The organism is Paenibacillus lutimineralis, assembly GCF_003991425.1.
Taxonomy (GTDB): domain Bacteria; phylum Bacillota; class Bacilli; order Paenibacillales; family Paenibacillaceae; genus Fontibacillus; species Fontibacillus lutimineralis.
Genome location: NZ_CP034346.1, coordinates 2626442 through 2641807, shown reverse-complemented (window position 1 = coordinate 2641807; position 15366 = coordinate 2626442). Strand labels below are relative to the sequence as shown.

Here is a 15366-nt window from a genome sequence, read left to right as displayed (position 1 = left end):
ATAGGATCAATTAGTATTTAGATTTATATTCAAGATTTAATTGAAACTTTCCTGCTATTATAGCACGTACAGCCTCTAAATTCCCGGAAAAATTTTTATGATCGGTCACATCCACCCAGGAAATATCCTTCATATGCCGAAACCAGGAGAGCTGTCTCTTGGCGAATCGTCTCGTATCCCGCTTCAACTTGGTCACAGCATCCTCTAAAGGAACCCCGTCTTCCAAGTGCTCGAGAATCTCCTTGTAGCCTAACCCCTGCATAGAAATAAGGTTCCGGGTGAAGCCCCGTCCGAGCAAACTTCTGACCTCATTTACAAGTCCAGCATCCATCATCTCATCGATTCGCTGCTCAATACGGTTATATAGCATTTGACGGTCCATTGTCAAACCGATGATGCATAAGTTGTACGGAGACTGCTTATTTTGTGACTCCAGCTGGGAGGATAAAGTCGTCCCGCTCATATGATAAATTTCTAGAGCCCGGATTACCCGGCGCACATCATTAGGATGCAGTCTCTCTGCGGATTGCGGATCGACAGCCGCCAATCTCGCGTGCAGCGCCTCATTCCCTTCCTCATCAGCTATATTCTGCATCTGTGACCGGAATCCTTCGTCGGCACCTGTATCTGTGAATTGATACTCATAACAGACAGATTCGACATACAGGCCCGTTCCTCCGACAATGAACGGCAACTTGCCTCGCTCCCCAATCTCGGGGATCAACTGCCGGCAGCTATCCTGAAACTGCGCTACCGAGAATGGTTCATCCGGATTCAGCACATCGATCAAATGGTGGGGGATTCCTTCCATTTCGGAAGACTGTATTTTGGCAGTGCCGATGTCCATACCACGATATACTTGCATAGAGTCACCGGATATGATCTCACAGGAGAAGGCCTTGGCGATCTCAATGCTCAGCTTCGTCTTGCCGACCGCTGTCGGGCCGACCAGTACGAGCAAGTTCGGTTTGTCGTTAATCATCAAGTGAAATCACTCCGTAAACAATTTTGGTATGAGCACGTCCAACCTCCTGGAAGCCAAGTCTTGCAAACTCTTCGCTCCCCTTCTTCTCTTTCAGCACGACGCTTCTGCGGGCAACCCGGCAGGCTTCCTGAACCGTCTCCTGACTTAGCCCTTCATTGTTGGCAAAAGTACGAAGCGGAGAGATGGCTGCCGATTCCATAATTGGATCGCGGAACATGGGATCGAAATAGACAATATCCGCACTCTTGTCGGGCATCCCCCGAAGCGCCTGTAAGTGATGGACATGTCTGGTCTCGATCCTCCGCAGCGCTGCATTATATTCAGCTACGCCCGACTCATAATAAGTGAGTCCTTCCGTTAGCAGCGCCCAGAGAGATAAGGAATCCTCCAGGGAGATAACATGCCCAGAAGGCCCAGTGCCCAGCGAGAACACCGAAGAATCAGCGCCCAGCCCAGCCGTGCAATCGATAATCTTATCGCCAGGACGTACGCCAGCCGCTTCGAGCATCGTGTCCGGCTCGCCGCGAAGCAGGCGCTTCGCCCGGACGAAAGCCATGCTGGGATGGAAGGTAAGCGGCTCGGACCCAGTCCGGTGCAGCCTTGCACCACCCTCCAGAATAACGAGAATATCGTCATCTCCGTAGCGTTTAGCCAATTTGGTCAGAGACGTCCGATTTCGCGGAACGAATCTGGCCCCTGATTTCTTGGAGAGGGCCATAGCGCGCTGCACCGGCTCCGCAGCGCTATGATCACCTGTTGTTATAATCAAAACTTAAATTCCTCCGTTCACATAACCCGCTTGAACAACTTCTCCAGATCATAATTCGAGAATGAAATAATGATTGGCCGTCCGTGCGGACAAGTATAAGGCTGCTTGCAGGCGGCAAGCCGCTGCAATAAAGTATCTGCCTCTTCCACCGTAATCTTCTGATTCGCCTTAATCGAGGCCTTGCAGGATACTAAGGTAGATGATTTCTCCCGCAGCTTGGAGAGGTCGATCGCTCGTTCGCTAAGCACCCATTCCGCCATCTCCTCGATGATCGAAGTTTCTTCACCGCTCGGGAACCAGTATGGGTGTGATACGACGCGGAAGGTTCCTCCGCCGAAGTGTTCGAGGATAACTCCGACCCTTTCGAACCAGGACAATCTCTCCTTCAGCTTCTCGCTGTCAGATGGCGTAAATTCGAGGGTAATCGGCAGCAGCAACTCTTGAGAAGCATCTGCTGGATGCCCGAATTTCTCATAGTAATATTCGTAATTCACGCGCTCATGCGCGGCATGTTGGTCGATCAGGTATAGGCCTTCCTGATTTTGTGCAATCAGGTATGTGCCGTGATGCTGACCGATCAGCTCCAGCTCAGGGAAGGCCGGCAACTCCGGCGCTTCCTGCGGAGCGCCGTACAGCGCCCGCGGCGCCGCGCCTCTTGCAGCTGGCGCGGCCTGCCCCCGGCCGCCCGGGGCATAGCTACCCGGGCTGGCCGCTCCCGGCGCACGCTCTGCGTACGCGCCGGATGCCGCCGGGCGGCGGCTGGCCGCAGCGGCGGATGCACCGCCGCCGCTGCCGCTGGCGTAGCCGCCCGCGGCTTGTTCGCGCAGCGCGTAAGCGGCTGCGCTGCCCCCGGCAGGCGCGCTGTAGCCAGCGCCTGCGCCCGGCCCTGCCGCGCCGCCGGAGGCTGGCGCGGCTTCCCGGCCGGCGGCCGCCTGCTCGCGAGCGGCCGCATTATCCACGCCGCCCGACACATCACTGGCGGCCGAACCACCAACAGCGCCGCTTGTTCCCTCGCGGCCCTCCTCTGCGTCCTTCGTCACCTCAGGACGCGTGAAGTGGAACTGTTCTTGAATCACAGCCTGGGTGTTGCCTCTGCCGATGTTCTGCTTCACCACCTGGGGAATCAGCACCTGCTCAGACAACAGGGAGCGGATGCTCTCCTCAATGAAGCCATTTAGCTCCGGCTCCTTACTGAATCGCACCTCCAGCTTGGCCGGATGCACATTGACATCGACCAGTGAGGGATGCATGTCCAACATCAGCACGCCAAGCGGATAGCGATTAATCGGCAGCAGCGTGTGATAGGCGCGAAGGACTGCCTGATGCAAGCCCTGATTACGGATATATCTGCCGTTAACGATCGTCGACATTCCGCTGCGATTCGAGCGTGTCAGCTCAGGTCGGCCAATATAACCAGTTAAGTGGTAATCCAGGTTTTCCGCCTCGATGGCCACCATTCCCTTAGAAGTATTCACTCCATAGATCGCCGCAATAACCTGCAGCAGATCCCCGCCACCTTGGCTTTGCAGCAGCGTATTTCCGTTGTGGCGGAAGGTGAACGCAATCTCTGGATGGGAGAGCGCCTGCCGATACATGACATCAGAGATATGACCGAGTTCGGTCTGAATCGTCTTCATATATTTCAGCCTTGCCGGCGTGTTGTAGAACAATTCCTTAACGGTAATATCTGTTCCTTGGGGGGTGGCGATTTCTTCGTTCAGCTTCAAACTCCCGCCTTCGATCTCAATAGCCCGTCCCAAGCCCTGATCGCTATTTGCCGTAACCAATCTTACCTTGGCAACAGCGGCGATACTTGGCAGAGCCTCGCCTCGGAAGCCAAGGCTGCGGATTTGGAACAAGTCGCGGCCCTGCAGCAGCTTGCTCGTCGCATGACGATAGAACGCCGCCTCACAGTCGTCAGGATCGATCCCTGAGCCTTTATCGATGACCCGAATCAGGGACAGTCCCCCTTCCTCCGCCTGTACCTCGATGCTCGTAGCACCTGCGTCGATTGCATTCTCCACCAGCTCTTTCACCACAGAGGCGGGCCTTTCTACTACTTCCCCTGCGGCGATCTGATTGGCAATATGCTCATCTAGGACTACAATTTTAGCCATTGTTCATTCCCCCCTCAGTCAACCCATTCATCATCATGCTTCAATATGGTGTTTCAACCAATTGCAAAAAGTACAACTAAAAAAGTAACAATCCGTATAAACACTATTTTAAATGTATGACGTACACTTAAAGTATTTGTTTTTATAGATTCTACGAACACGAGCAATTCTAAGTGTACAAATTACAATTATTACAGAAAAATCGATTACTTGAGATTTTTAAGTGTATGTTATGCGCTTATTGATCGTTTTTAGTTATCCTGAGACACTATATTAGTTCCGAACATTAACTTTTCAGTCTATTTAGAGCTCATTTGCAGAAAATAACCGTATTTAGCAGATTGTCTCCAATCTCTAACGAAACTGGATATCGCTATTTAGCCGAAACAGTGACGCTAGAAATCATAACGAAACTGGGTATCGTTATTTAATCAAATTATCAGCTCAAAATGTTGAATTCTGCCAAATAACGATCTGTAGTTTCGTTAAATTTTATTAAGCGCTGCTTTTGCGGAAATAACGATCTATAGTTTCGTTAGAGTTTATAAAAACTTGATCACAGCTCATTCGCCTTCATCTTCAACTCATTAATCAATTGCATCGCCTGAATCGGTGTCATGTTCATCAAGTCAGCATGCTTCACCATGCTTACCATTTGCTTCAGCGCCGCCGGCTGATGAACAGCAGATGCTTGCTTGCCATGTCTCGGCTCGGGCAGATCATCCTCGAACATCGATAGCTGGACAACCTCACCGGCAGCAACCTGAACTTCACTAGGATTACTAGTATCGACTTCACCCAATGGGACGCCCATACTTCCTGTTCCACTACCACTAATACCAAGCCCTTCCGGCTGACTAGTTCCGGCCATATCCGAGCTTTGCAGTGCCCTGTAATCCGCACCAGCCTCACTAACATCGGAGTCAATCCCATTTCTGTCCGCAAAGGCCTGTTGACTCGAAACCACGCTCTTCACATCTTCAGATGTATGTTGACGGCTCATGCCGAGGCTAGCACCATTTGTTCCACGATTCCCAGTAACCGATGCATCATGATCTTCCTGCTGAGCTGCCGCTGCTTCCGCCGCCGACAGTTCAAAGCCCTGCAGCAAACCGTATGCGCGGTCAATGATGCCTTCGGGAAGCCCTGCCAGGCGAGCGCAGTAGATCCCGTAGCTGGAGTCTGCGGCGCCTGGGATCAGCTTGCGCAGGAAGTGGACCTTATCACCGCTCTCCTGAACAGCCATGCTGTAATTGTGGAGATTCGCCAGACTCTTCTCCAGCATAGCCAGCTCATGGAAATGCGTTGAGACGAGCGCCTTACAGCCGATATGATCATGTACATATTCGATTACGGCTTGAGCGATCGCCATACCTTCGCTAGTCGACGTTCCGCGCCCTAGCTCATCGATAATAATCAAACTGCGCGGAGTCGCTTTTTCCGTCATGATCTGAATGTCGGCCATCTCGACCATGAAAGTACTCTGCCCACCAATCAAATCATCAGCTGCCCCGATCCGCGTAAATATACGGTCAATCAACGGTATTTCCGCTTTTCCCGCCGGTACGAAGCTGCCGATTTGCGCCAGAATGGAAATAAGTGCAACCTGACGCATATACGTACTCTTCCCGGCCATATTCGGACCGGTAATCAATAGAATACTTGCTGCATCCTTGCGCAGATCAGTTCCATTGGCAATAAATGCCGCATCGTTCAGCACCGACTCCACCACAGGATGGCGACCTTGTTCAATGACCATGTCATAGCCTTCGCTGAGGACCGGCCGGACGAATTTCCCATCCGATGCAACGACAGCCAGTGAACGATACACATCGATCTCAGCGATTCTCTCTGCCAGTGACTGTAATCTCGTTATCTCGGCAGCGATCTTCTCACGCACTTCCTGGAACAGCGCATACTCCAGATCGACCATTTGCTCCTCTGCTTCAAGGATGAGACGTTCTTTCTCCTTAAGCTCTGGCGTTACATAGCGTTCGGCATTCGCCAGTGTCTGCTTCCGTTCATAACGGCCCTCCGGCAGCATGGACAAATTGGCCTTTGTCACCTCGATGTAGTAACCGAACACTTTGTTATAACCGATCTTCAATGACTTGATCCCGGTCAATTTCCTCTCCGATACCTCCAGTTCGGCGATCCAGCGTTTTCCGTTCATCCCCGCTTCCCGGAGCTCATCCAGATGAGCATGGAAGCCCTTCTTGATAATTCCACCATCACGCAGCGATATCGGGGGCTCGTCCGCAATCGAGGTCTCGATCATCTCGGCCAAGTCCTCGCATATATCTATGCTGGCAGCGATCTTATGCAGCGTGTCAGATGCTGAAGTCGCGCACAGCTGCTTCAATGCTGGTGCTTGTCGTAAGGAAGATTTCAGGGCGATCAGGTCCCGTCCATTTGCACTACCAAAGGCAATCCGTCCGGTCAGGCGCTCCAGATCATAGATCTCACCAAGCAAGATGCGGAGATCCTCTCGCAATATGAAGTCGCGATGCAGCGCATCAACCGCCTCCAGCCGCTCCTCAATTTTACTCCTCTGCAGCAGCGGTTTATCAACCCAACGGCGCAGCAGGCGCGCACCCATCGATGTCTCGGTCTTATCAAGCAGCCACAGTAAGGAGCCCTTCTTAGAGCGTTCCCGCACCGTTTCGACTAGTTCCAGATTACGACGGGTAAACGGATCGAGGATCATATATTGCTCTGGCTCATAGGCAGTGATCTTTGTAAGCTGCCCAAGTGAACGCTTCTGGGTCTCACTCAGATATCCGACAAGCAGAGAAATTCCCTGCTGACGCTCCGGTTCAAGTCTAAGCCAAGCTGCCTCACCGAATTGCTTGCGTCCCGTCTCTTCCTTCCCTCGATCCCAGGGGGTATACACTACTGGCTTTCCAATCGTGGACGCCTGACTCTTGATCCATTCAAGCAGTTCGGCATCGCCAATAATTTCGGACGGATCATATAATCCGATCTCATCACGCAACCATTCTTTATTGGCAGGAGCCGAAGTTACATAGAGCTCCCCTGTAGAGAGATCACAGACCACCAGCGCCATATTGCCGCCTTGTTCGGTAACGCATAGTATGTAGTTATTCGTATGCTCCGCTACCGTCTTGCCTTCCATAATCGTGCCTGGCGTGACCACACGTACAATTTCACGTCGGACGACGCCTTTGGCCGTGGCAGGATCTTCAACCTGCTCACAAATCGCCACTTTATACCCCTTTTCAATCAGACGCTGAATATAGTTCTCAGCCGAATGATAGGGAACACCGCACATTGGGATCTTCTCAGAAGTGCCTCCGTCGCGGCCGGTTAACGTAATCTCCAGCTCCTTGGATGCCAGAATTGCGTCATCAAAGAACATTTCATAAAAATCGCCCAAACGAAAAAACAGAAAGGAATCCTTCGCCTGAGCCTTCACACTCAAATATTGTTGAATCATCGGCGTATAGTTAGCCATGAGAAACCTCCACCTTACCATTCATAAAAAGACATTCAAAGAGTCCATTTTTAAACTCGCACTAGAAGTCTATTATAACAGAAAGGAATGGAGGCTTACGAGTGGTTTTGTATTTTCCAGGGCCTGCGAATGTCGGTGGATTCATCCCAAGTTACTCCTGACTTTACCGCTGCTAGAAAGGGACCCAAATATTTCTCATAACGACTAAAGCCTTCAGCCTCCACGATATCCGACAATAGCGGAAGTATGGATTGCCGGATTCGCCCCGGCTGGCCGCTGTAAAAAGCACGGAACACTTCCTCGTTCTGCAATGGTCTGCGCTTGAAATGTTCTGGATCTTCCGCGATTAGCTTAGCCAGGGCAATGACTCCTTTGGTGACTAAAGGCGAGATGAGAAAACTTGGCAGTGTGCGGTATTCGAATCCACCATAGCTCTTGATTCGGTAGTCGCCCAGAAATCCATAGTTCGGCCTGCGCCGAAAGCTGCTGTTGTCCTCGAGTAGAAATACGGGCAGCGCCAAGTAATTGTCTAGAACTCGTAGAAATTCGCTCGTCAGTGGGACTCCGCTGAAATGAACATGCCCGCCTAACGGAAAGCCGCGTTGTGGCATCCCCCCGGCCTGCCAGAGTAGATTCCGGTCGGAAATGTAGGTGTTCGCCGTTCGAAAAGCATGCAACAGATGGCGGACAACTTCTTCAGGGTCGCGCCCTGGCGCAGGACGCAGTTCCGCAAGCGGCAGCAATCTACGTCCCTGGAAACGCAGCACATCGCAACCCGCTTCTCCGTGATGACTGAGGAACCGCGAAGCAGGTACGACTTTGCCCGTATTGTGGTTAAAGAGTATAAATTCCGGATCCATCCCGATGAGCACCTCAGCCTCCTCGTTAGAGAACTGATCTAGCTCCCGCAAATGATCCGCCATCGCATCCGCGTACAGCTGTACTGTTGCGGTATCAGTAAAGTCAGGAATCGGTGAGACCTCTTCAACTGTATACTGGCCTTCCTCGCCTGCAGCGATAACCACATCCCCCATGTCAAGACCGAACGCGTACAGGGCCCGGATCGCCGTCTTCCCCAGTCGCCTACATAGCGGCGTGCCCTGTTCCGGCTCAAGCCCGGGTGACCGGACAACTCCTGAACGGCCTAGCGGAATTGCACGCAAGGTACGCAGATGAAATACGCTCACTACGAACCGGCGCTTGTATATTCGTTGTCTGCCTGATCTTGAGGATTCAAAAGAAGCAAGTAAACCAGCAGTAACCAAACGTCGCTCTCGTTCGGTTGAGGTAAGCTTCATATAGCGGCCAAGTTCGCGGTTGATATTCCATTCAACAACCTCATCCGCTAGATAGGCCTCTGGCAGCCCATAGACGACGTTGTTCATGGCGGTCGCAGATTCATTCCCCCACGGTCGTGGATTGGCGACAGGGTCTTGCAGAACACGATAGGGCCCAGCCAACGAGTTGAGCTTATAGGTCATTTCCCGTGAAGATGCACTGGTGGGCATACAAATTCGTAGGATATGGCTTTTTTTAGAATTCATTTCATTGATACCCCCACTCAGCTTGGAATTAACAAAGTTTGGATTTCCCTTCATAGATAACCGTTAACAACTACCTAGGCATGGACCACTCAATCCTCAAATTAAAAACAAAAAGAGGGCAGCCGCCCTCGACGACGACGCCCCTGCCGCATATAGTAGACTATAATCCAATTACCCACTTCTTAAGAGGTAGCTCAAAAAGTCCCCCTCGGATCACGATTTAGACGATCAGCCAAAGCTTATCAAGACAACGCTTATCGGAGCAGGAATCTCGGTGCTGCTTGGTGCTGAAGGTCTGACTTTTTGAACATACGTTTTAAGGATGTCAAAAAGCTTCGGGGCTCAAACTGCAATGCAGCAGCTCGCTTCTTGAAGCACTCTCCTAAAGCTCGTCGTCGAGGAGGTCTGGATCTAAATCCTCGTAATCTTCGGAGTCAGATCCGAAATCATATTCTTTGTCTTCAGCATTGCCAGGCACGACAAGAACATTCAATTTCGTCTCTGCCACGAGTTCTACGGCGAATTCACGTTCTACACGAATCGATACCCGTCCGTCGCCAGTCACACTTGCCTCAACGGTGCTAGGCTCCTGCGTTGCCTCCGCAGTAACCTCTACCGTTGAAGGGCGGTGTCTGGAATCCAGGTAATTGAGCGGAACGTTATCTACATAAGACACCGTTTCCTTTGCTACTTCAGTCTGCGAATTTTTATCATAGGAGTACCAGATGTTGATATCGTAAGTACCAATAACTTCAATTCCGTCGCCGGCCGCTACCGCTTCATACTGGTGGTTGATAATCCAGGCCCCCAGAATGCTAGACGGCTTATGAGGCGGAGTCACGGTATGTGTTACGGTAGAGAACTTACGACCTTTTCCGCAGATCGCTTTCGTGATAATCTCTCTACTTTGATATTTCAATGACATGTTAGAACCTCCTCCATACATCATTCCATACATATGTATGCGGGACATAGGCAAATGTTGAATATGTAAGCATAAATAATTATGTGAATGCCTATAAGTCAAGCTTTATCCATCCAAATCCTTAAAATATATATATGTAATGATAACTCAAAATATATGTTCTCTGGTTATTCTGCAATTTACAAAGAACCTCTCGGGCTTCTGTGCAAAAGCACCCCCGAGAGGTTCGTTATTGCCTACAATATGAACTAAACATACATATTTCCTTGGCTCAAGACTCTTCTGCATCAGCTCCAGCCGAATTCTGAACCGTACGACGTGACTTGTCCTTCTTAGCGATCTCTAGGAAATAAGCTAGCTCGCGGGAGAGTTGCAGGAGATGGGCTCGTAATTCGAACTCTTCCCGCGATGCAGGGAGCCTCATCTGTTTGAATTGCTGGTCAAGCTGGATCTGCATTTCCTCCGTCTGCCCTGAATAGAACTCCCGGGTTACATCGACACTTAGCTGCTCAAATAGCGTGGCCACGGCTTCACCTTGTGGAATCCGTTCATAGACGAGAGAGATCATTTCAAGCATCCCTTCGATTCGATCCAATTGCTGTTTACGCATATAGAAATAGACATTCCATGCCTCGTTCGGCGAGATCAACTGGTTCTCAAGGGCTCGATTTGCAGAGGCTAGCCCTTCGTCAACCAATTTGCCTGCCTCAATTAACTCTTTGCCATCCCATAGATGCTCCGGATCACGAAGGGATGTCGCAATATGCTTGAAAATAACCGAGAATAGCCCGTCTACTTTAAGGCGGATCTTGAACAGCTTATCTTCCTCCTTCGGCATATATAGCAGATTCACGATCATGGCGGAGCCAAGGCCGATCAATAGTAATTCGATCTGCGTTGCCATCACCTGCAGACTAATCACCTCACCACCAAATACACGGAACACCACGACAGAGCTCGTGACGATTCCTTCTTTGAAATTCGCGCGGGAAAGGAGCGGGAATGCGATTAAGATGTAGACGGCCAACACCCAAATATGGAAGCCAAGTATGTAGAAAAGAATAAACGCCATAATGAGGCCCAAGATGGAGGCAAAGAATCGGGAAGATACCGTTGCAATGCTGCGCTTGCGCGTTACATCAACCCCCAGAATGGCCAGCAGGCCGGCGGATAGTGCGCCTTCGATGTTAAACGCGTCAGATATGATGATAGCCAGTACCGTGGCGATCGCTGTCTTAATTACTCTGAATCCCATCTAATCACCCTTTATTAACAGACTCTAGATATACCTTTTGAACATTTGCGCAAAATTAACCTGAATTCCTGGATTCAAAATTCATCTATTTCACTTCATCATCGTACTCGATTTGCCAAAGACGGGCAATGCGATGGCAACAAAAAAAGAAGGAGCTTACCGCTCCTTCAGCAGTTTGCGTTCAATATATACGACCAGTTGATACATCGCCGTCGCCACAATAGCAATAATGACCAGGCTGGACAGCACCAGGGTGAAATTAAACACTTGAAAACCATAGACGATCAAATAGCCTAGCCCTATTTTTGCGACGAGAAATTCTCCAACGATGACACCTACCCAAGCCATGCCGACGTTCACCTTTAAGGTGGATACGATCGTAGGGAATGAGGCTGGCAGAATCGCCTTTAAGAACACGTCACGGCGTGTGCCGCCAAACGTTCGAATAACCTTGATCAAGTTCTGATCCACCTCGTTAAAGCTGTTATATACCACTAGGGTCGTAACGATGACCGTAATGGACAGTGTCGTAATGACGATCGCTGTATAACCCGCTCCGAACATCACGATAAATATCGGCCCTAGCGCAACCTTAGGCATGCTGTTGAACACGACCATATAAGGATCCAGCACCCTGCACAGGAACGGCGACCACCAGATTACAACCGCTAGGGCAGTTCCGATCAACGTTCCAAGTAAGAAACCGACCGCCGTCTCAGCCACCGTAATCCCAAGGTGTGGCCACAGTTCGCCGGACAAGGCATCCTTGGCAATTTGCCGAGCGACCTTGGATGGGTAGCTGAAGATTAAGACGTCAATCCATTTCAATTGACCAGCCAGCTCCCATAACCCGATGAATATAAACAGAAGCGCTAGTTGAGTACTTAGTACAAGACGTCTACGCATGCTTTTTTGCCGACGATGCCTGTGCCATTGCTCCTTGATCCAATCCTTCTCCCCATGATTAACCTTCAAAGTTTGTGTGAGCGACATCCTTCATCCCCCTCTCCTCCGAAGTCTCCAGATCACGCCATATTTCCTGGAATAACTCGTTGAAGCCTTCTTCCTCTCTGGCATAGAAAGGTTGTAGTTTTCGAATGTTGTCCGGGATATCATAAGTGCTCTTCATTCTTCCCGGCTTCGCGGCAAGGACAATAACCCGATCGCTCACCGCAATAGCTTCTGACAAATCATGCGTGACCAGTATCCCGGTCTTGCCCCTTTGCCTAAGCGTATCAACGACAAGATCCTCCAGCTGAAGCTTCGTCTGATAATCGAGCGCCGAGAAAGGCTCATCCAGAAGCAGCAGGTCCGGGTCCGTTGCCAAAGTACGGACGAGCGCCACACGCTGCCGCATCCCCCCTGAGAGTTGATGCGGATACTGATTCGCTGTATTCCCTAGCCCCATCCCCTCCAGAAGCTCCATGACCATAAGGGTGCTACGTTCATTCAATCTTCTGGTTAATTCAAGACCAAGTTGTGCATTACTTAGAATCGTCCGCCAAGGAAATAAATAGTCCTGCTGCAGCATGTAGCCGATCTCAGGTGTTGGCCCCATGATCGGCTTGCCATGCAGCAGCACCTGTCCCCGGGACGGGGACAATAATCCGGCAATCAGTGATAGAAGCGTGGTCTTGCCGCAGCCGCTAGGGCCAACCAAGCTGATAAATTCACCCGCATTCACGGCCAGATTGATCCCCTTGAGTGCAAGTATCGCTTCCCGATCCGTTAAATATAAATGATCCAAATCCTTCAGTTCTACGACAGGAACCACCGCTCACACTCCCTTCCGTCCGGTTAATTATTTGGAACTTGCCTTAACTGCAGATTCCGCAAAATCATTGTTAACCACCTTCGCCATCTCTACGCGTCCCTTCAGTTCTCCCGCACTATCCATAACATCAAGCAGATTGTTCCAGGCTTCTTCATGTAGGGCTGGTGTTGAAGCGTAGGTTCCTTGCTCGAGATAGCGCTTCACTGAGCTGGTCAGAATGTCCATATCTGTATCTTTGAAGTAGGGTGCTATCGTCTTCGCGGTCTCCTCCGGCGTATGTGATCCAACCCACATCTGGGCTTTATAGATCGCGTTCGTAAACTTCTGGACTGCATCTTTATGCTTGTTCATATAACTCTGCTTGGTCATGAATACGGTATAGGGCAGCTGTCCGCTCTCCGTACCAAACGAAGCTACAACATGGCCCTTGCCTTCACGTTCAAATATCGAAGCTTGCGGTTCGAACAATTGAACATATTGTCCCGTACCTGATGCGAACGCAGCGGCTATGTTGGCGAATTCAATATTTTGGATCAATTCCAGATCGGCGTGAGGGTCGATTCCATGCTTCTTGAGTGTAAACTCACCAGCCATCTGCGGCATACCGCCTTTTCTTTGACCGAGGAAGACACTCCCATTCAATTTCGACCAATCGAATTCACCTGTCTCTTCCCGTGCAACAAGGAAGGTACCGTCCGTCTGTGTCAGCTGGGCAAAGTTAATGACCGGGTCTTCCGCACCTTGCTGGTATACGTATATGGATGTCTCAGCTCCGACCAGAGCTACGTCTATTGCACCGGACAGCAACGCCGTCATGGTCTTGTCTCCGCCAGCTGTCGTCTGCAGCTCAACATCAAGACCTTCTTCCTTGAAGAATCCCTTCTCCAGAGCAACATATTCGGGTGCATAGAAGACCGAACGCGTAACCTCACCGATTCTGATCTTTGCCCCGCTACCGCCTGCACAACCCGCCAATCCCGACGTAAACAGCACCAGGAGGGCAATCAGCAGCATCGCATTTCGCTTGATCATGCCTGTCACCTCTTTCACAGTCACCATAAAATTAGGCTTTGTTCTATGTGTATGCGTGAACTGGGCAAATGGTTAAGTACCAGGAAGGGGGCGATGCTCCATTGTCAAGATGCACATCATGTATATCCATTTCGATCTTCTCCTGTATAATGTTGGAGAGGAGAGTGATTTATATATTGATTTCAAAGGTGAAAAGATGGGAATTGGATTCGCTAAGTCTTGAAGAAGTGTGCCATGTTTGTTTCGAGCCGCTAATACGCGCTTACAAGCAAAGAATGGCCGATCATACCTTAGAGAATAGCTCGATGATCAAGGAAAAATTTTATAGTGATCTTACCGATGGTCAACGGGCGTTGTTCTCTTTTCACGTATTTTATGATCACGCAGTTGAATCCCTGGAAGAGTTTTATTGGTGGAGTGCTTATTTTTTTGCTCAGCCTAGAATTTGGTCAGCAATCAAATCTGGAGTCAACTATTATAGGGATGAACATATGCTACAAATCCTCGAAAGCGTCGAGTCGGTTCTTAAAACATATCATCATCCGAGAAGTTTGGATGAGTTTAATGTGACGCGTGAAGATATTGTCCGTAATCAAGAACTGTTTGAATTAATAAGCCCTTTGTCCAATAAATTCAATGAAGCCTCTCCATTAACCATACAAAAAATTGGCAGTTATATTCGAGACAACCTTAAAGAGTTTATTTTGATTGAAGACTAAGTGATAGGAAATTACCGCTATACAGAGTGTTTAAATGGCTTGTCACCCAACGAATTTCGACTTCCCGCATAAAATGAGAAGAGAAAACAAAACCCTCAGTTCTATTAAAATGAACTGAGGGAACTAAGAACAAAAGAACAGCTGCTTCGGAAGCCTATGCTGCATTCGCCTTTGTGAACGGATTTCTACCTTGTTGGATTTATTAAATCATGAAGAGACTTCGGTGAATTTTTATAACGATCTTGCGAATTCTGCTCTCTCTGTGCACGTGACCACATGGGCGATGCAGATCCGTTGGGAAGAACACAGCGAACAACCCTGGCTCCATAATCAAGTCACTGCCTTCCCTTTGCCAACTCTCTTTACCGGACAATTTATCTGTCTCGCTTAAGCTGAAGCCATCCTCATAAAATTGTATATCGTCCTCGCAAAGGCGGTTTACGCTAATCTTCAAGCTCTCATCATATCTTTTCCAGCCGATCCGTTCCATACCGCTCACCAAATACTGAATATCGATATAGCTGTAGTGAGATTCGTATTGCTGACCACAAATCGGCATCGTAGTATACTCCTGGACAATAGCAAACATCTCTTCACTTTCCAGCTCATATTTACCGGGTGGAGCATCCTCTAGCTGATGCAGCATTATATATTCCAGCCCTCTTCGTACAGCCGAAGGGTATAAATGCTTCTCTTGATCCAGGTTCCTGATGTCACCCAGTATCATCGGTTTTCCTTCCTTCTTTTTACAAATGTAATTAAATCTAAGGT

At 49.7% G+C, this 15366-nt stretch carries 12 protein-coding genes; 1 reads left to right on the top strand and 11 read right to left on the bottom strand.

Going from position 1 to position 15366, the window contains the following annotated elements:
- Nucleotides 1-10: 10 nt before the first annotated feature.
- From miaA to EI981_RS11150, 10 genes are all read right to left on the bottom strand, one after another.
- Nucleotides 11-982, bottom strand: a complete 972-nt coding sequence (gene miaA / locus EI981_RS11195; RefSeq protein WP_126998128.1) for a tRNA (adenosine(37)-N6)-dimethylallyltransferase MiaA — start codon at nucleotides 980-982, stop codon at nucleotides 11-13.
- Nucleotides 975-1754 (bottom strand): class I SAM-dependent methyltransferase, encoded by a 780-nt coding sequence (locus EI981_RS11190; RefSeq protein WP_126998126.1) that lies wholly within the window; start codon nucleotides 1752-1754, stop codon nucleotides 975-977. Before EI981_RS11190 ends, miaA begins: the two co-directional genes overlap by 8 nt.
- Before the next feature lie 17 nt (nucleotides 1755-1771).
- Nucleotides 1772-3871, bottom strand: a complete 2100-nt coding sequence (gene mutL, locus EI981_RS11185; RefSeq protein WP_126998124.1) for a DNA mismatch repair endonuclease MutL — start codon at nucleotides 3869-3871, stop codon at nucleotides 1772-1774.
- A gap of 556 nt (nucleotides 3872-4427) precedes the next feature.
- Nucleotides 4428-7346 (bottom strand): DNA mismatch repair protein MutS, encoded by a 2919-nt coding sequence (gene mutS, locus EI981_RS11180; protein WP_126998122.1) that lies wholly within the window; start codon nucleotides 7344-7346, stop codon nucleotides 4428-4430.
- Nucleotides 7347-7441: 95 nt separating this feature from the next.
- Nucleotides 7442-8890 carry a putative amidoligase domain-containing protein gene (locus EI981_RS11175; RefSeq protein WP_126998120.1) on the bottom strand — a complete coding sequence of 483 codons (1449 nt, stop codon included), beginning with the start codon at nucleotides 8888-8890 and terminating at the stop codon, nucleotides 7442-7444.
- A gap of 382 nt (nucleotides 8891-9272) precedes the next feature.
- The gene (gene cotE / locus EI981_RS11170; protein WP_126998118.1) at nucleotides 9273-9815 is read right to left on the bottom strand and encodes an outer spore coat protein CotE; all 543 of its coding nucleotides are present in this window, start codon (nucleotides 9813-9815) and stop codon (nucleotides 9273-9275) included.
- 271 nt (nucleotides 9816-10086) lie between these two features.
- Nucleotides 10087-11070 carry an aromatic acid exporter family protein gene (locus EI981_RS11165; RefSeq protein ID WP_126998116.1) on the bottom strand — a complete coding sequence of 328 codons (984 nt, stop codon included), beginning with the start codon at nucleotides 11068-11070 and terminating at the stop codon, nucleotides 10087-10089.
- Nucleotides 11071-11226: 156 nt separating this feature from the next.
- The gene (locus EI981_RS11160) at nucleotides 11227-11976 is read right to left on the bottom strand and encodes an ABC transporter permease (RefSeq protein ID WP_418789064.1); all 750 of its coding nucleotides are present in this window, start codon (nucleotides 11974-11976) and stop codon (nucleotides 11227-11229) included.
- A gap of 58 nt (nucleotides 11977-12034) precedes the next feature.
- Nucleotides 12035-12844 (bottom strand): ABC transporter ATP-binding protein, encoded by an 810-nt coding sequence (locus EI981_RS11155; protein ID WP_126998112.1) that lies wholly within the window; start codon nucleotides 12842-12844, stop codon nucleotides 12035-12037.
- 27 nt (nucleotides 12845-12871) lie between these two features.
- On the bottom strand, nucleotides 12872-13876 hold the full coding sequence (locus EI981_RS11150; RefSeq protein ID WP_126998110.1) for an ABC transporter substrate-binding protein: 1005 nt from the start codon (nucleotides 13874-13876) through the stop codon (nucleotides 12872-12874).
- Between the two features lie 275 nt (nucleotides 13877-14151).
- Between EI981_RS11150 and EI981_RS11145 the strand changes: the two genes are divergently transcribed.
- Nucleotides 14152-14595, top strand: a complete 444-nt coding sequence (locus EI981_RS11145; protein WP_227011795.1) for a hypothetical protein — start codon at nucleotides 14152-14154, stop codon at nucleotides 14593-14595.
- 202 nt (nucleotides 14596-14797) lie between these two features.
- Here the strand turns inward: EI981_RS11145 and EI981_RS11140 are convergent, their stop codons facing one another.
- Nucleotides 14798-15322 (bottom strand): NanQ anomerase/TabA/YiaL family protein, encoded by a 525-nt coding sequence (locus EI981_RS11140; protein WP_126998106.1) that lies wholly within the window; start codon nucleotides 15320-15322, stop codon nucleotides 14798-14800.
- Nucleotides 15323-15366 lie beyond the last annotated feature (44 nt).

Coding starts and splice junctions, on each gene's coding strand:
- miaA (WP_126998128.1), bottom strand. CDS start 982: ATGATTAACGACAAACCGAACTTGCTCGTACTGGTCGGCCCGACAGCG.
- mutL (WP_126998124.1), bottom strand. CDS start 3,871: ATGGCTAAAATTGTAGTCCTAGATGAGCATATTGCCAATCAGATCGCC.
- mutS (WP_126998122.1), bottom strand. CDS start 7,346: ATGGCTAACTATACGCCGATGATTCAACAATATTTGAGTGTGAAGGCT.
- EI981_RS11175 (WP_126998120.1), bottom strand. CDS start 8,890: ATGAATTCTAAAAAAAGCCATATCCTACGAATTTGTATGCCCACCAGT.
- cotE (WP_126998118.1), bottom strand. CDS start 9,815: ATGTCATTGAAATATCAAAGTAGAGAGATTATCACGAAAGCGATCTGC.
- EI981_RS11165 (WP_126998116.1), bottom strand. CDS start 11,070: ATGGGATTCAGAGTAATTAAGACAGCGATCGCCACGGTACTGGCTATC.
- EI981_RS11160 (WP_418789064.1), bottom strand. CDS start 11,976: ATGCGTAGACGTCTTGTACTAAGTACTCAACTAGCGCTTCTGTTTATA.
- EI981_RS11150 (WP_126998110.1), bottom strand. CDS start 13,876: ATGATCAAGCGAAATGCGATGCTGCTGATTGCCCTCCTGGTGCTGTTT.
- EI981_RS11145 (WP_227011795.1), top strand. CDS start 14,152: ATGGCCGATCATACCTTAGAGAATAGCTCGATGATCAAGGAAAAATTT.
- EI981_RS11140 (WP_126998106.1), bottom strand. CDS start 15,322: ATGATACTGGGTGACATCAGGAACCTGGATCAAGAGAAGCATTTATAC.